Origin of the sequence: Saccharopolyspora soli, assembly GCF_022678645.1 — a bacterium.
In the GTDB taxonomy this organism is placed as follows: domain Bacteria; phylum Actinomycetota; class Actinomycetes; order Mycobacteriales; family Pseudonocardiaceae; genus Saccharopolyspora; species Saccharopolyspora soli.
Window position 1 is genome coordinate 56,261 of record NZ_JALBWV010000031.1, and the last position, 16,684, is coordinate 72,944.

General features: G+C 68.9%; 14 protein-coding genes. 8 read left to right on the forward strand and 6 right to left on the reverse strand.

Translation table 11 applies throughout. From position 1 onward, the window contains the following. Positions 1-3 precede the first annotated feature (3 nt). The 4 genes from MOQ72_RS23285 to MOQ72_RS23300 are packed head-to-tail and all read right to left on the reverse strand — an operon-like array spanning position 4 to position 3,473. On the reverse strand, positions 4-879 hold the full coding sequence (locus tag MOQ72_RS23285) for an ABC transporter ATP-binding protein (protein ID WP_242187507.1): 876 nt from the start codon (positions 877-879) through the stop codon (positions 4-6). Between the two features lie 6 nt (positions 880-885). Next, positions 886-1,686 carry an ABC transporter permease gene (locus MOQ72_RS23290; RefSeq protein WP_242187508.1) on the reverse strand — a complete coding sequence of 267 codons (801 nt, stop codon included), beginning with the start codon at positions 1,684-1,686 and terminating at the stop codon, positions 886-888. After that, positions 1,683-2,450: an ABC transporter permease gene (locus MOQ72_RS23295; protein ID WP_242187509.1), complete on the reverse strand. Its 768-nt coding sequence runs from the start codon at positions 2,448-2,450 to the stop codon at positions 1,683-1,685. The genes MOQ72_RS23290 and MOQ72_RS23295 overlap by 4 nt, the downstream gene beginning before the upstream one ends. A gap of 9 nt (positions 2,451-2,459) precedes the next feature. Further along, positions 2,460-3,473: an ABC transporter substrate-binding protein gene (locus tag MOQ72_RS23300; protein WP_242187510.1), complete on the reverse strand. Its 1,014-nt coding sequence runs from the start codon at positions 3,471-3,473 to the stop codon at positions 2,460-2,462. 903 nt (positions 3,474-4,376) lie between these two features. Between MOQ72_RS23300 and MOQ72_RS23305 the strand changes: the two genes are divergently transcribed. Genes MOQ72_RS23305 through MOQ72_RS23320 form a run of 4 tightly spaced genes read left to right on the forward strand, consistent with a single transcriptional unit; the run spans position 4,377 to position 9,448 of the window. Continuing rightward, entirely contained in the window at positions 4,377-7,673 is a 3,297-nt protein-coding gene (locus MOQ72_RS23305) for a sensor histidine kinase (protein WP_242187511.1), read from the forward strand. A 20-nt stretch (positions 7,674-7,693) separates the two neighbouring features. Further along, positions 7,694-8,101: a roadblock/LC7 domain-containing protein gene (locus tag MOQ72_RS23310; protein WP_063713963.1), complete on the forward strand. Its 408-nt coding sequence runs from the start codon at positions 7,694-7,696 to the stop codon at positions 8,099-8,101. Between the two features lie 32 nt (positions 8,102-8,133). After that, a complete protein-coding gene (locus MOQ72_RS23315; RefSeq protein WP_242187512.1) occupies positions 8,134-8,871 on the forward strand; it encodes a DUF742 domain-containing protein in 738 nt (245 codons plus the stop codon). After that, positions 8,852-9,448 (forward strand): GTP-binding protein, encoded by a 597-nt coding sequence (locus MOQ72_RS23320; RefSeq protein WP_242187513.1) that lies wholly within the window; start codon positions 8,852-8,854, stop codon positions 9,446-9,448. The genes MOQ72_RS23315 and MOQ72_RS23320 overlap by 20 nt, the downstream gene beginning before the upstream one ends. Before the next feature lie 271 nt (positions 9,449-9,719). On the opposite strand, the gene MOQ72_RS23325 is transcribed toward MOQ72_RS23320, so the two are convergent. After that, positions 9,720-11,972 (reverse strand): helicase-associated domain-containing protein, encoded by a 2,253-nt coding sequence (locus MOQ72_RS23325; RefSeq protein ID WP_242187514.1) that lies wholly within the window; start codon positions 11,970-11,972, stop codon positions 9,720-9,722. A gap of 317 nt (positions 11,973-12,289) precedes the next feature. Between MOQ72_RS23325 and MOQ72_RS23330 the strand changes: the two genes are divergently transcribed. The 4 genes from MOQ72_RS23330 (at position 12,290) to MOQ72_RS23345 (ending at position 15,863) form a co-directional block, all read left to right on the forward strand. Next, positions 12,290-12,475 carry a hypothetical protein gene (locus MOQ72_RS23330; protein ID WP_242187515.1) on the forward strand — a complete coding sequence of 62 codons (186 nt, stop codon included), beginning with the start codon at positions 12,290-12,292 and terminating at the stop codon, positions 12,473-12,475. A gap of 293 nt (positions 12,476-12,768) precedes the next feature. After that, complete coding sequence (locus tag MOQ72_RS23335; protein WP_242187516.1) at positions 12,769-14,223, forward strand: NAD-dependent malic enzyme; 1,455 nt, start codon at positions 12,769-12,771, stop codon at positions 14,221-14,223. A 139-nt stretch (positions 14,224-14,362) separates the two neighbouring features. Further along, on the forward strand, positions 14,363-14,842 hold the full coding sequence (moaC, locus tag MOQ72_RS23340) for a cyclic pyranopterin monophosphate synthase MoaC (RefSeq protein ID WP_242187519.1): 480 nt from the start codon (positions 14,363-14,365) through the stop codon (positions 14,840-14,842). A 106-nt stretch (positions 14,843-14,948) separates the two neighbouring features. Then, on the forward strand, positions 14,949-15,863 hold the full coding sequence (locus MOQ72_RS23345; protein WP_242187521.1) for a molybdenum cofactor biosynthesis protein MoaE: 915 nt from the start codon (positions 14,949-14,951) through the stop codon (positions 15,861-15,863). Between the two features lie 130 nt (positions 15,864-15,993). Here MOQ72_RS23345 and MOQ72_RS23350 read toward each other — a convergent pair whose 3' ends face one another. After that, positions 15,994-16,596 (reverse strand): TetR/AcrR family transcriptional regulator, encoded by a 603-nt coding sequence (locus MOQ72_RS23350; protein WP_242187522.1) that lies wholly within the window; start codon positions 16,594-16,596, stop codon positions 15,994-15,996. Positions 16,597-16,684 lie beyond the last annotated feature (88 nt).

Below are 16,684 nucleotides of genomic sequence, written 5' to 3' on the forward strand. Positions count from 1 at the left end.
GACTCAGGCGCGGCGCGCGGCCTCCGCCTCGGCGCGCTCCGCCGCCGCCCACTGCTTCGCCGCGGACTGCGACGGGGCCTGCGCCCGGCCGGATGCCGACTGCGCGCTTCGGACGTCGAGCAGGCGGGCCACCTCGCTGCGCAGGTGGACGAAGGTCTCCGACTCGCGGGTGGTGATCTGGTCGCGTTCCGCGCCGAGCGGGATCTCCAGGTCCGAGACGATGGACGCCGGGGACTTCGACAGCACGAAAACCCGGTCCGCCAGGTAGATGCTCTCGTCGATGTCGTGGGTGACCAGCAGGACCGTGCTGTCGAACTGCTTGCGGACCCGCAGCAGCAGGTCCTCCAGCTCGAAGCGGGTCTGCGCGTCGACCGAGGCGAACGGCTCGTCCATCAGCAGCAGCGAGGGTCGGCAGGCCAGGGCGCGGGCGATCGACACCCGCTGCTGCATGCCGCCGGAGAGCTGCCACGGGTACTTCCGCGCGGCGGCGCCCAGGCCCACCCACTCCAGCACCTCGTCCGCCCGGCTGCGCCGCTCGGCCTTGCGCAAACCCCTGGAGCGCAACGGGAACTCGACGTTGGCCCGCACCGACAGCCAAGGGAACAGCGAGCGGCTGTAGTCCTGGAACACCACCGCCAGGTCGGTCGGCACGCCCCGCACCGGGTCGCCGTGCAACCGCACGTCACCGCTGGTCGGCTGGATCAACCCGGAGATGGCCCGCAGCAGCGTGGACTTGCCGCAGCCGGACGGGCCGACGATGCAGGCCAGTTCACCGGTGCGCACCTGGAACGACAGCTCGGCGATGGCCTCGTGACCGTTCGCGCCGCCGTAGCGGTGTCCGAGCCCGGAGACTTCGAGCATGGTGGTGGATCCGGTCATCTTGAATCAGCCTCCGACTACTTGGTGCGCCTGCGAGGGTTGCCAGCTCAGCGCTCGTCGTTCCACCGCGAGCAGCAGGGTGTTGAGCACGTATCCGAGCACGCCCAGCAGGACGATGCCCGCCCACATCGCTGGGAAGTCGAACTGCCGCTGGTCGAACATCAGCCGGTAGCCGATGCCGTTGGTGGAGCCGACCAGCTCCGAGACGACCATCAGCACCAGCGCCAACGACAGGCTCACCCGCAGCCCGGCGAAGATCTTCGGCGTCGCCGCGGGCAGCACCACCCCGAAAACCCAGTGCGCGCGGGGGATTCGGAACGATCGTGCGGTGTCGACCTTGACCTGGTCGACGGAGCGGACGCCGTCGACGGTGTTCAGCAGGATCGGCCACATCACGCCGAAGACGATCACGGTGATCTGCATCTGCGTGCCGATGCCCAGCAGCACCAGGAAGACCGGCACCAGCACCGGCGGCGGGATGGCCCGCATGAAGGCCATCACCGGTCCGAAGTAGTCCAGCGCGGTGCGGGAGCGGCCGAGCAGGGTGCCCAACCCGACGCCGAGCACCACCGCGACCAGCCAGCCAGCGGCGATCCGCCCCAGGCTGGCCAGCAGGTCGGTGAACACCGTGTCGGTCAGGAACAGCGAGGACGCCGGTCCGCTGAACCAGTTCCGCGCGGCGGCGCCGACGATCTGCGTCGGTGGTGGGAAGAACGGGTTCTGTGCGGCGCGGGTGAGCAGTTCCCACACCACGATCGCGCCGATGAACACCAACCAGCGCCGCAGGAATCCGTGCACCTTGATCACAACGCCTCCCGGTCCACCGCGCTCCACCGCAGTCCGCGCTTGTGCACCAGTTCCAGGACTTCGTTGATGAGGTAGCCGACGATGCCCGCGACCAACGTGCCCGCCAGCACCAGGTCCATCCGACCGGCGCCGGTGCTGGCGTCCAGCACGAAGCTGCCCAGCCCGATACCGCCACCGGTCAGGAACTCGGTGCTGACCACCAGGATCAGCGCCACTGCCGCGGACATCCGGATGCCGGTGAGCACGAACGGCGCCGCGTTCGGCAGCGCCACGGTGAACATCACCCGGCCCCGGCCGAGCCCGAAGGACCGCGCGGTGTCCACCATGACCGGGTCGATCTCGTCCAACGCGTAGATGGTGTTGAACAGGATCGGCCACACCGCGGCGTAAACCGCGAGCGCGATCTTGGTTTCCGGACCGGCACCGATCAGCACGATCGCCAACGGGATCAGCGCGACCGACGGGATCGGGCGGAGGAACTCGATGATCGCCCGGGTGGCCACCCGGATGCCGCGCACGCTGCCCAGCAGCAGCCCGGCCGGTACCGCGATGACGATCGAGATGCCCAGCGCGATCGCCCAGGCCAGCACGCTGGCGACCAGGTCCAACAGGAACGACGGGTCGCCGAGCAGTTCGACGAACCGGGCGAGCACTGTGGACGGTGGCGGGAAGTACAGCTGGGGGACGATGCCGGACCTGCTGAAGGCTTCCCAGATGAGCAGGAAGCCCAGCAGTCCGACCAATCCTCGGAGTGTCTTGGTCATTTCCCGGTGTCAGCTCTGCGGCGGAGTGATGATCATGCTCGCCACGTCGACGTCCTTGTCGATGTAGCCGAATTCCTGCATCAGGCGGGGAATCCGCTGCAGGCGGGTGGCGTCGGCGCGGGAGTTCATCTTCAGCAGGGTGATGATCGACGCGGTGTTCTCGTCGATCTTGGCGAACTTCGGCAGCAGCGGCTCGATCTTGCTGCGGTCCTGCGCCTCGGCGACCGCGGCGTCCATCGCCCGTTGGAATGCCGCCACGGTCCGCGGGTTCTCGTCGGCGAACTTGGCTGCCGAGACGTAGCCGCCCAGCGGCAGGTCTTCCAGCGGTCCCGTCGCGGTGTCGACCACCGGGATCGCTCCGGCGTCCCGCGCGGACAGCGTCAGGAACGGTTCGACGACGAATGCCGCGTCGACCTGGTGCTGCCGCAGCGCGTTGGGCATGTTGATGAATCCGAGCGGAACCCACTGGACCCTGCTGAAGTCCACGCCGTGGGCGCGCATCGCGGCCTTGGCCATGAGTTCGGAAATCGTGCCGAGCCCGCTGATCGCGATGCGCTTGCCAGCCAGATCCTCCGGGGTGCGCACGTTGGAGTTCGGCGGCGCCATGATCATGCAGGTGTTCGGGACGCTCGACGCGCAGTCTGCGACGATCTTCAGCTGCGCGACGCCCTTGGCCTGGGCCGCGAAGATTGGCACGTAGCTGCTGAAGGTGATGTCGTAGTCACCGCCGATGGTGCTGTTCAGCGCGGCGGCGCCGTCCGCGGCGGTGATGACCTCGACGTTGAGGCCCTCGCGTTGGAAGAGTCCGTTCTGCGCGGCTAAGTGCAGGGGGGCGATCTCGGCGGTCGGCAGTCCGCCGACCCGCAGGTTCGCCTTCTCGACCTGGCTGTTGCCGCCCTGCTGCGCTTCCGAACCGCCGAGGAGTCCGCAACCGCTGGCGCCCATCACGGCACCGGCCGTGACCATTCCACCTGCGATTTTCAACAGGTTTCGGCGCGGGAGGCTGCGGGGAACGGAACTCATCTCTGGATCCTCCTGGCATCGGGGTGCGGTGCGCGGTCGTCTTTTTGCCGCGCGCCGGGAGCGGTATGGGTCAGTGCTGACTGCCGTCGCCACGGGTTGGTGGACGGCGTCGTCGCGGTTTTGACCCGGGAGGAAAGGCGGGTCGAGCAACGACTCCAGACCGGTTGGGTGCCGCGGTCCGGCGGCGGTGCATCGATTCTCCCGGAAGCGTGGCGGGTTGGTGCACGGAAACTGTAGAAGGTCGGACCACTTGCGACAACCAGGTGTAACTAGCTTGTTGTCACGCGTCTAGCCAACGTGTTGCATGGCTCACTCCATAAGGAGTAAGTAGGCGGCGGATTGTGACGGAGAACCGAATGTGGACTCCGCAATTCGGGGGAATTCCGCCCGCTTCTTCGAACAGGAGTGCAGTTCTGTCCACCTCGGACTGGTGCGCATTTAGCGGCCGACATATCAGCCCAAAAGGATCAGGCAGCCACAATTTGATCTTGATCCGGAGTGTCGACCCGATGACGGCGGGGCTCGGTGGCGCATCGCCCGAGTGTCCGCTGGTGACAGGGGGTTGCGTTACAACGCGCAACCACTGGTCGTCACGCATTTGGCCTAGCCGTTGTTCATACCACTCGACAGAGTGATGAACTCTCGCTCTGGGGGCCTGACTTGTGACGGCCAGTTAAGTATAGTCTCGCCCGTCGAGGTGACCGGCCTCAGCTTCGGGGGATGCACGTTGTGACCAGGGAGTGTGATGGCAAGCCCGGCTGACAGAGTCAGGGTCTTCGGCGGCTCGACAGGTGTCGAGGCACTGCTGGCCTGCTCGTGGGTACCCGACGACCCTATGTCGGATCGCGGGCTCATTCCTGGCACGATGATCAACATTGTCGCGGCGCGGAGAGGCTGCTAGCCGTGGCGGTGTCGAACATGTCCGCCGCAGCGCAGGAAACAGGGATGCTCAACAACGACCCCGCAACCGGACCTGGTGCACCCGCGCAACCAGCCGTCCGGACCAAGAAGTTGTGGCTGCGCAACTGGCGCCTCCGGTACAAGATGGCCGCCGTCCTGCTCGTACCGACCCTGGCCGCGCTGGCCGTCGGCGGTATCCGGGTGTACGACGGACTGGCCACCCAATCCCGGCTGAGCACCATCGTCGAGCAGGTCGAACTGGCCCAGCGGACCGCGAACCTGACCCACGAGCTGCAGCGCGAACGCGACTTCGCGATCGTGCTCACCACCGTGCACAGCCCCGCCGCGCAGGGCGACTACGCCACGCAGAACCAGCGCGTCGATGTGGCAACGCGGCAGCTGCGCGCGTTCGACGCGCGGGTCGCGACCTTCTCGCCGGAGGTCAACAGCGCCTACCAGGGCGCCGTCGACCGCCTCAACAGCCTGGGCGCCCTGCGCAGCACCATCGGCACCGGCTTCACCGGTCCGCAGACGTTGGTCGCCTACAACTCGGTGCTCGACAGCCTGCTGCAGATCAACCGGACGGTCGCCACCTCCGCCGGGAACACCCAGGTCAGTGAGACCGCGCGGGCTTCCGAAGCACTCGGCCGGGCCAAGGAGCAGCTCGCCCAGCAGCGCTCGATCCTGCTCAGCGCCGGGATGCTCAACAGGTTCATCACCGGGCAGACCGACGCGGTGCGCGCCGCGAACGCCCGGTTCGAGGCGGCCTACGCGGAGTTCGAGAACGCCGCCGACCCGCAGCAGCGCTCCCTCTACGCGGCGCGAGTCGCCGGTGCCGAGGTCGACCGGTCGGAGCAGATCGAGCAGACCGCGCTGATCGCGGCCGACCGCGACGACTCGCTGGGCATCAACCCGCTCGAATGGGGCCAGGAGTCCGGCAAGCGCACCGACCTGGTCCGTTCCGTGGAAAACGAGGTGCTCGGCGACTTCCACGACGACGCGGCCTCGCTGGCCGATGCCGCGCAGTGGTCGTTGATCCGCGACTCGGGGCTGCTGCTGCTCCTGCTCGTGGTCGCGTTCAGCGTCGCGTTCTACATCGCGCGCTCGATCCTGCGCCCGCTGCGCACCCTGCGCAGCGGCGCCATGGAGATCGCGCAGCACGGCCTGCCGGATGCGATCAACAGGGTGAACGAGAACCCGGGCAGCGCCAACCAGATCACCGTGCCGCCGGTGCCGGTCCACTCCAGGGAGGAGATCGGCCAGGTCGCCCGGACCTTCGACGCGGTGCACCAGCAGGCGCTGCGGCTGGCCGCCGAGCAGGCGCTGCTGCGCACCAACGTCAACGACCTGTTCGTCAACCTGGCCCGCCGCAGCCAAACTCTGGTGCAGCGGCAGTTGGCCCTGATCGACCGGCTGGAGCAGGACGAGCAGGACCCGGACCAGCTGAGCAGCCTGTTCGAGCTGGACCACCTGGCAACCCGCATGCGCCGCAACAACGAGAACCTGCTGATCCTCGGCGGCACCGACCTGACCCGCCGGATGATGCGCCCGGTGCCGCTCAACGAGGTCCTCGGCGCGGCGGTGTCCGAAGTGGAGCAGTACGCGCGGGTGGCCGTGGTCGACGCGCCGGACCTGGCCATCCAGGGCCGGGTCGTCAACGACTTCGTGCACCTGGTCGCCGAGTTGCTGGAGAACGCCACGGTGTTCTCCAACCCGGACACCGAGGTCACCGTCCGCACCGCCTACCGCAGGCAGGAACTCGTCATCGAGATCCGCGACCGCGGCGTCGGCATCGACGGGAGCGAACTGGCCGACATCAACGACCGGCTCACCCGGCCGCCGGAGATCGACGTCGCGGTGTCCCGCCGGATGGGGCTGTTCGTGGTCGGTCAGCTGGCCAGGCGGCACAACATCCTGGTCGAGTTGCACAACAACGACAACCTGGAAGGCGGCGTGACCGCGACGGTGCACCTGGCTGGCGAGTTCGTCGTCCAGTTGACCCCGGACGGCCCGATGCCGATGCCGGACGTGCCGCGCTCGGCGATCGCCGAAGACCGCCGCGACCCGGTCAGCGAGACCGGCACCCACCTGGGCTTGGCCGCCGCGTTCGGCGGTCGTGCCGCGGCGGGTGGCGATCGCGGCTACGACCCGCCCACCGAGCGCGCGGCGTTGCCGTCGCTGGCGGGCATCGAGCAGGCCACCGCGTTTACCCAGCTGCCCCAGCAGGATTCGCGGCAGGACGAACCGGACTTCAACGACACCGAGCTGGTCGCCCCGTATTCGGTGACGGTTTCGTCCGGTTCCTCCGGCGATTCGTTCGGCGCCACCGACGTCCCGGAGTGGGAGGATGCCCCGAAGGCGCCCGCGGACGACGTGGTCCGCGCTGACCAATGGCCACGCGAGGAGAACCTCGGGAGCCCGCCCCCGGACGGATTCGACGGCCGGTGCGGAGTACCGCCGGAGCCCGTCGAATCGGCCGATCTGTTCCACAGCCCCTACGAGGCGGAGAAGACCGCCCAGTTCACCCCGACCGATTACCGCTACGGACTAGACGAGCCGGTGCACAACGGCAGTGGGTTCAACGGGGCCGGACTGGGCGGAGCCGGTTTCGGCACCGCGGACTCCGGGGGCGCCGCGGACAACGGAACCCGGCAGGAGCCGGCCCCGGTTGCCCGGACCCAAGGGGGCGGTCCGGTGGAGGGCACCGAAGGCCGATCGCCGGCGTTCGCCGACGACGAGCCGAGAGGGACCTCTTGGGACATGGACGACGCGCCGACCCAACGCCTGCCGATCTACGAAGCAGTGCTTTCGCAGTGGTTCCGCGAGTCCGATGTGGACGAAGAGCCGGTGGCGACGACGACTTCCGCACCGGCCGAGCTGGAGCCGATCCAGCCGGAACCGATCCAGCCGAGCGCACCGCCGGTCGCCGAGCCGAGTTTCCCGGCGGAGCCGGTGAACGAGGTGCCGCGCACCACCGCGCCCGATCCCGGTTGGGGTTCGGCCGATGTCGGCTGGAAGGCTGCGGAAGCGCTGCTGCAGTCCCAGCAGCAGGTCCAGGAGACCACTGCGGCCGGGCTGCCCAAGCGGGTGCCCAAAACGAATCTGGTGCCCGGTTCGGCAGCCCCGCGCTCGCCGCAGGCGCCCCGCCGCAAGCCCACCACCACGCGCTCGGCGGATGCCGTGCGCGGCCGGATGGCGAACTTCCAGCAGGGCGTCAAACGCGGTAGGCATTCCAAGGCCGAACCGGTTTCCACCGAACCACCCCGCTCGAATCCGAGCCGTCCCGAGGAGCAGGAGTGAACGGGTCCGTGCAGCAACCGATGAGCAGCAACAGCTTCAGTTGGCTGATCACCGACTTCGTGCGTCGGGTCCCCGGCGTGGCGCACTCGGTCGTGGTCTCCGCGGACGGTCTGCTGCTCGCCGGGTCCCAGGGTTTGCCGCGGGATCGTGCCGAGCAGTTGTCCGCGGTCGCCTCCGGGTTGGTCAGCCTCACCCAGGGCGCCGCGCGCTGTTTCGAAGCCGGTGAGGTCACCCAGACCGTGGTGGAGATGGAGCAGGGTTACCTGTTCCTGATGTCGATCAGCGATGGCTCGTGCCTTGCGGTGCTGGCCGCCCCGAACGCCGACATCGGTCTGGTCGCCTACGAGATGACCCTGCTGGTGGAGCGGGTCGGACGGCAGCTGACCCCGGAATTGCGGGCGCAACTGCAGGGCATGGTGCGCCGGTGACTCCGGCAGGGAGATGCTGAGGGGAGCGCGCGATGAACAGCGGTTCCGAGCCCAGCTGGGACGGTGACCTGTTCCGCCTCTACAACAAGCGGTTGAGCGCTGATTCCTGGCAGGACGACTTCGTCGACGACGAGTCCGGCCAGGGGACCGAGTCGATCGGCGGCTACGACCGGGCGTTGTTCGGCGGACCGGGCGCCGACCTGTTCGGGTCCGGCTTCAGTTCGATGCCCGAGGTCGCGGGGCCGCGATCGACCGACAGCGGGCCACCGTCGGTGTCGATGCCGTCGATCTCGCAGTCGATGTCCCCGATTTCCCAGTCGATGCCGTCGATTTCGGGACCGCTGCCGCCGATTTCGCAGTCCATGCCGTCGATCTCCGGCTCGATGCCCGCGATTCCCAGCATCGACCCGCCGGAATCCGACGGCTTCGACGGCGGTTCGCTGGTGCGCCCCTACGCCCGCACGCGCGGCCGCACGCGCACCGATTATGATCTTGCTATCGAGACGCTGGTCTCCACCAGTGAGCGCGGTCGCACGCAGGCGACCCAATCCAGGCCCGAGCACCGCTCGATTTCCGAACTGTGCATGGAAGCTCGCTCGGTGGCCGAGGTGGCCGCGCACTTGCGCCTCCCGTTGGGCGTGGTGCGGGTGCTGATCGGCGACATGGCCGATACCGGCCTGGTTCTGATTCATGACAGTGGCATGGTCGTCGGTGATCGGCCGTCCATGGAGTTCTTGGAAAGGGTGCTCAGTGGGCTTCGCAGGCTCTGATCCCCGACAGGTGGCGAACAACCAGAAGACCTCGACGAAGATCGTGGTCGCCGGTGGGTTCGGGGTTGGGAAGACGACTTTCGTCGGTTCGGTCTCCGAGATCGTGCCGTTGACCACCGAGGCGGTCATGACCGAGGCCAGCGTCGGGGTCGACGACCTCACCGCGACGCCGGGCAAGGTCACCACCACGGTGGCGATGGACTTCGGCCGGGTCTCGCTGGACTCGGACCTGATCCTGTACCTGTTCGGCACGCCCGGCCAGCACCGGTTCTGGTTCATGTGGGACGACCTGGTGCGCGGTGCGATCGGTGCCGTGGTGCTGGTGGACACCCGACGGCTGGCGGACGCGTTCGCCTCGATCGACTTCTTCGACGACCGGGGTCTGCCGTACATCATCGCGGTGAACACCTTCGACGGTGTGCTGCACCACCGCCAGGAGGACATCCGGGAGGCGCTGACCATCGACCCGGCGGTCCCGATGATCACCTGCGACGCCCGCAACCGGGAATCCACCAAACAAGCCCTGATCACCCTGGTGGAACACGCCATGCGCCAACGCATGGCAACCGCCCGCTAGGTGTTCCAGGCTCTTTTTTCGTAGCGGCGCCGGTAGCGGAACCTGAGTGACTGTCTTCGTTCTTGTTTTTGAAGCGGCGCCAGCCGCTTAGCCCACGCTGTCAACTTGCACCGCCGCGGGTTCTCAGACGTCGTGTCGGGAGGACAGCCTCGACGTGGTGTATTGGACATACATGATGTCGGGGATCCCGGACCGAGACGGCGTCTGAGGTTCCGCTACCCGCACCGCCACGCAAAACGAGCTTGGAAGACAGGATTTAGGATTGGGAAGTTCAGTCCTCGACGAGGGCGACGGACATTATGCGGTGCAGGGGGAAGTTGCCCAGTTCCTCGCTGCTGGTGTCGAAGCCCTGCAGGATGCCGCCGCCGACGCTCACCGGGCGCACCACGCGCTGGCTCCGCACTCCGTGCGTGTCGACGAACCCCAGCCACACGCTCCGGCGCTGCCGCGCCGCGTCGCGCAGCAGCTGCAGCGTCGCCTCGGCGCTCGGCCGCCCGCGCTCGGGGCTCACGGCGCTGCCGCGCCGCGCCGCCCCGGCCCGGTCCCCGGCTCGCAGCTGCGCCACCAGCTCGCCGAGCTGCTGCTCGCTCGGCGAGGCGATCGCCACCGGCTGCGCCGGGCGGCTCTTGCCGCGCACTCGCCGCCCGCTCTCCCGCAGGTCGAGCACGTTGCCGTCGGGGCCTTCGGCTACCGGCGCGAATCCGGCGGCGCGCAGTCCTTCGACCACGTCGGCCAGCGGCAGCGGGCTGATCAGCACCGTCGGTGCGATGCGGCGGAGTTCGAGTTCTTCGGTCTCGGGTTTGGCCATGATCTCGGCTAGCAGCAACGGGTCGTCGCAGCGCAGGAAGGCCGCGGCGGTGCCTGCCCGCAGCCGCCCGTGGCGGCGTGCGACGTCGTCGATGAGGTAGGTCAGCGACTGGGGGATCGGCGTGCGGGAGCGGGTGCGGAACAGCGCGTGCAGGTCGTCGGCGGTGCGCCCGGTGTCCAGCGCTCGTCGGATGCTGCCGTCGCTGATCCGGTAGACGGTCGCGCTACCAGCGGATTCGACGTCCGCGACGAGTTTCATCTCGGTGGCGAGATCTGGTTCGAGGCGGCCAGGTGCGACGACGGTCAGATCGGCCTGCACCAGGACGTGGTCCAGCGGTTCGGGCAGCGCATCGGCGAGTTGCCGCGCCGCCTCGGCAGGTCCGTCCGCGAGCAGGGCGCGTCCGGCGGTGGTCAGTGCGTGCAGCGCGACGATGCCCAGCGTTGTCGCCTCGGCGAGGGCCCAGCGCACCAGGTCGTCGCGCAGCCGCCCGCCACGGCGCGGTGCGCGCCACCTGAGCACCGTGGCGACGTCGTCCGGTCGGGCGCCGTACCCGCCGGGTAATTCGTCGAGGTAGTCGAGGACGCGTCGGCGGTCCTTCGGCGCGAGCGGCCGACGCAGGTCTTCGGAAAGCGGGTTGAGCAGCCGCTCCTTCTCGTCGCGGGCGCCGATCAGGCCGGGCAGCCGGGGCAGGTCGAGCCAGGTCTGCGCCAGGGTCGCCCAGCGCTGTTCCGGCGGCGAGGCCAGCCAGGTGTCGGACTGGATGGTGGGCACCCACTGCGGTTCCGCGCCCTCGCTGTTGGCGACGAGGTTGGCCGCGACCGCGAGTTCCACGAGCAGGCCCAGTTGGTTCTCGTCGATCTCGACGGCCTTGGCGGTGCGGCGCAGATCGCGGACCCCGACGCCGCCGGAGCGCAGCACGTCAGGCGGCTCCTCGCCCCAGGACTGCAACAGAGCTTCGACGTGCCGCAGCATCTCCAGCGCCGCGCCGCCCGCAGTCTCGTCCACTGTGGACCGGCTGGGTTCGGTCAACTCGGGCAGCGGTTCGTCGGGCTCGACCGCGCCCATCGGCCGGTCGCCGCGCACGGCCAGCGCGAGCTGGCGCGGCAGCTCCACGGTCTCGGCATCGCGGCGCAGCAGCAGTCCCTTGGCGAGCAGCCGTTGCACCGGATTAGTCGCCCGCTCCAGCGGAACGTGCTTGGCCGCGTCCTTGGTGCGGCCGATCGGCGAGCCCTCGGCGAGCTTGGCGACGAGACGCTGCTCCGCCTCGTCGAGTTCGGCCAGCGCGGCTTTCGCCGCGGGTTCGGTCAGGTGCTCGGCCACTCGTCCGAGTCCGGCGGGGAAGGTCGGCAGCGCCTCCCGCACCGCCGACGGCACCGCGAGTTCGCCGTCGTCGCCCCAAACCAGCGCGAGATCGCGCAGCCGCGCGATGCAGCGGCGGACGCGCTCTGCGGTGACCTCGCGGCCGAGCAGTTCAGCGACGGCGACCAGCGGCACCGGGGCCTCGTCGGCATCGAGCAGCACCAGGGCTTCGAGCGTGGCGAGGGTGAAGGAGTCGAGGTCCTCGCAGGCCCTCGCGACCGAGGAGCGCACCCCGACGCGCGTCGCCAGCACCGACGTGTCGGCTGGCGGCGGAGTCGCGAGGTCGGGCCGGGCGCGGAGCAGCGCGACGAGGGCTTCGTCGCTGCGCTCCCGCAGCCAGTCCGCGAGTGATGACATCCCTGCCACGATACCCAGCCGCTGTCCGGTCATCGGCGGATGCGCGGACCGTTGTGCCGTGCGTGCGGTGGAACTTGCGATTTCGCGCGAAATCGCCCTGGCGTTGAGTCCGCCCGGCCGCCTCGCGGAGCGATCCGGGGACTGGGGGTGCGAGTTGCGCGAGTGGCGGAAGAGGGCTGGTGCATCCCGATCTCCGGCGGCCGGTGAGAGATGCGTCGCAGCTGGCATGTTTCGCTGGACACCCTTGGGTGAGCTGGAGCTGCGCATCCGGCAAACTAGGAAATGGACCCGCAACCGCCAGCGCACAGGAGGACGACGTGGCCGGTAAGACCAAAAAGGACCGCATTGACCCGTCTTGGCCGCAGGTCTCCGACGGCGATCACCCGGTGAGCGAGCTCCTGGCCGACAAGCAGGGCGCGCTGTCGCCGTTCGGGGACACCACCTTCCCGCTCGGGGAGGACGCCGTCCAGTACGTCCACCCGGTCACTCGCATCAACAAGTGACCCGCCCGCAACGCCAATCCGCGCAGGTGGTCCGGTAATCACCCGGAGCGACCTGCGCGCGCGGCAGCGGGGCTCGGATACCGATTGTCAAGGGAAACCGGTCAGTAACCGGACCGGGCGTCGCTCACACTCTGGAAAGTTTTAGGCTTTTTCGTGTTGGGTGAAGTTCCGGTCGCTTAATGGGCCCGCAGGGCTTGCATCCCGGATGAGCGATCTGGTGCGACGGCCTGCTCGGGCCGCCGGTGAACGGCACCCGCCAAGTCCATAGCCGATCCGCTCGACAGAGGTGTGCCATGCCGGTTCCAGGTCCGGGTTACTCGATCACCGTTCGCGTCGAGGCGCCGCCGTCGACGACCGCGGCCGGAGACTTGACCAGCGCGATCGGTCGCGCGGGCGGGGTCATCACGGCGTTCGACGTCGTCGAGTCGCACGCCGACCGCATCGTCGTCGACATCACCTGCAACGCGCTGTCCGCCGACCACGCCAACGACCTCGCCGAGATCCTGAGCACGCTGCCCGGTGTTCGGGTGCGCAAGATCTCCGACCGGACCTTCCTGGTGCACCTCGGTGGCAAGATCGAGGTCACCCCGCGCGTCGCGCTCAACAACCGCGACGACCTCTCCCGCGCCTACACGCCCGGGGTGGCCCGGGTGTGCACCGCGATCGCGGAGAACCCGGAGGACGCCCGGCGGCTGACCGTCAAGCGCAACGCGGTCGCGGTGGTCACCGACGGCTCCGCGGTGCTCGGACTGGGCAACATCGGCCCCGAGGCCGCGTTGCCGGTCATGGAGGGCAAGGCCGCGCTGTTCAAGAAGTTCGCCGGGGTCAACGCCTGGCCGGTCTGCCTGGACACCCAGGACACCGAGGAGATCATTCGCGCCGTCGAGCTGATCGCCCCGGTCTACGGCGGCATCAACCTGGAGGACATCGCCGCGCCGCGCTGCTTCGAGATCGAGGCGCGACTGCGGGAGAAGCTGAACATCCCGGTCTTCCACGACGACCAGCACGGCACCGCGGTCGTCGTGCTCGGTGCGCTGCGCAACGCGCTGCGCGTGGTGGGCAAGGACATCTCCGAGTGCCGCATCGTGGTGTGCGGGGTCGGCGCCGCTGGTTCGGCCATCATCCGGTTGCTGCAGCACAAGAAACCGGCCGACATCATCGCGGTCGACATCGACGGCATCGTCCACACCGGACGCGGCGACACCGACCCGAACCTGCAGTCCATCGCGGCGGGCACCAACTCCGACGGCCGCACCGGCACGCTCTCCGACGCGGTCCGCGAGGCGGACGTGTTCATCGGGGTGTCCGCGCCGAACCTGCTGACCGCCGACGACGTGGCGGCCATGAACTCCGACGCGATCGTCTTCGCGCTGGCCAACCCGGACCCGGAGATCGACCCGCTGGAGGCGCAGAAGCACGCCACCGTCGTCGCCACCGGCCGCAGCGATTACCCGAACCAGATCAACAACGTGCTGGCCTTCCCAGGTGTCTTCCGCGGCCTGCTGGACGCGCACGCGCACCAGATCACCGACGAAATGATGATCGCGGCGTCGAACGCCATCGCCGACGTCGTCGACGGAGAGCGGCTCAACGCGTCGTTCATCGTGCCGAGCGTGTTCGACTCGGCGGTGGCCCCAGCGGTAGCCGAAGCGGTGAAGAAGGCCGTGCTCGCCTCCCGAGGAACCGACCCGGCACCCCGCGGCGGGTCCTCCCTCCCCTGGGCAATGGCCGAGGACATCGAGTACTGACCTTCTTGGCGGGCGCTCGGGTTGGCGTGCGTGGTGGTCGTGAGTGGTTCGTTGGGTTGGAACCCGCGCTTTCACTCACGACTCCCAGGCGAACTCCACGCAAGACGAGTTCGGCACACGAGCCAAGTAGGCTCGGGGCATGGCGCAGGACGAGCTCACCCATGTTGATGCGGCGGGCGCCGCTCGCATGGTCGACGTCTCCGACAAGGAGCCCACCGCCCGCACCGCGGTTGCCAGTGGCGTCGTGCGCACGACCGCCGAGGTGATCGCCTTGCTGCGCCGCGACGGGCTGCCGAAGGGCGATGCGATCGCCACCGCGCGGATCGCCGGGATCATGGCCGCCAAGCGGACCCCGGATCTCATCCCGCTGTGCCACCCGATCGCGATCTCCAGCGCCAAGGTCGATCTCGAACTCGGCGAGGCGGAGGTGCGGATCACCGCGACGGTGCGGACCACCGACCGCACCGGCGTCGAGATGGAGGCGCTCACCTCGGTCGCCGGAGCCGGTCTGGCGTTGCACGACATGATCAAAGCGGTCGATCCGGCCGCCGTGCTCGACGCGGTCCGGGTGGAGCGCAAGGAGGGCGGCAAGACCGGCACCTGGACGCGCGACGGATGAAACCCGGTCGATTTCGACGTTGCTTGAGGTGATGTCGGCGGCGCGCGGAAGATGATTCCGCGGCGGCCGGATCCGGATGGGGCGCGCAACAAACAGGAGGACTTCCATGACGAGGACAGCGCGAGTGGTCGCCGCGTCCAACCGCGCTGCGGCCGGGGTGTACCCGGATCGGACCGGTCCGGTGATCGTCGAGTGGCTGCGCGGGCGCGGCTACGAAGTACCCGACCCCGTCGTGGTGCCCGACGGCGATCCGGTGGGGGTGGAACTGCGCCGCGCGGTCAGCGACGGTGCGGACGTCGTGATCACCACGGGCGGCACCGGGATCAGCCCGACGGACCGCACGCCCGAGGTCACGGCGGCAGTGCTGGACTACCCGATTCCGGGACTGGCCGAGGCGATCCGTTCGGCGGGCCTGCCGGAGGTGCCGACGGCGGTGCTCTCCCGCGGGCTCGCCGGGGTCAGCGGTCGGACGTTGATCGTGAACCTGCCGGGTTCGCGTGGTGGCGTGCAGGACGGCCTCGGCGTGCTGGACGGAGTCCTGGACCACGCCATCGACCAGCTGCAAGGCGGTGATCACGCCGCGCCGAGCCGGGCGGCGGCCGACGTGCTGCGGGCCGACGTGACAGAGCAGGTGATCGACGTCGAGGATCTGGCCCGGTCGGTCGAGCACCGCGCGGCCGGTGCCGTGGTGACCTTCGGCGGGGTGGTCCGCGACCACGACGGCGGACGCGGGGTCCGCGAGCTCGAATACGTCGGGCACCCCAGCGCGTCCGAGGTGATCGCCGAAGTCGCCCAGGACATCGCGGGCCGCTTCGAAGGCGTCCGCGCGATCGCGGCGTCGCACCGCATCGGCGTGCTCAAGATCGGGGACGTGGCCCTGGGCTGCGCGGTGGCGGCGGAGCACCGCAAACAAGCGTTCACCGCCTGCGCGGAACTGGTCGACGAGGTGAAGCGCCGCCTACCGATCTGGAAGCGCCAAGTCTTCGAGGACAACACCGAAGAATGGGTCAACTGCCCCTGACCCACCGCGTTCGGGTGCGGAGTGAAGGGCACCTTTGACCGGCATAGTCGGTCAAGGTGCCCTTCACTCGGACCTCATCGGGTGGTGACGTGAGATCACGGGCAGGTGCCGAACCGCTTGGGGCGGTTGGTCATCGCGGGCGGAAGGCGCGGAGGGCGGTTTCGACCAGGGCGTCGGCGAAGGCGTCGTCGAGCGGACCGGAGCGCAGCAGCCAGCGCTGGGTCAGCGGCGCGTACAGGACGTCGAGGAAGAGGTCCAGGTCGGCGTCGGCCGCTAGTTGCCCGGCTCGCTGGGCGCTGCGCAGTCGTTGCTTCTTCGCCTCGGTCATCGGCGCGGCCATCTTCTCCCGGTAGGCCGCGGCGAGTTCGCGATCGTTGATGATCTCGGTGTTGAGCGCCCGGATCGGCTTCTCGAACTCGGGATCGGCGAACTCGGCGGCCGTCGCGCGCAACACCGTCTTGAGATCGGCCTCGATGTCGCCGGTGTCCGGTAGCACGATGCCTGCGCCGTCCGCCTGCTCGCTGAGCGCCAGCAGCGAGTCGAACACGACCGCACCTTTCGACGGCCACCAGCGGTAGATGGTCTGCTTGCCGACCCCAGCGCGGGCGGCGATGGCCTCGATGGTCAGCTTGCCGTAGCCGATCTCGCCGATGAGTTCACGTGCCGCCGTGAGGATTGCCGTCCGGGATCGTTCGCTGCGGCGGCTGGCATCGGGTGCTTTGCGTTCGGCCATGCCACCAACATACCGCGAGACGAGACGATCCGTCTTGACATTAGCCCGGTTCGGCGTCCATGCTGAACGCTAGACAAGACGGAACGTC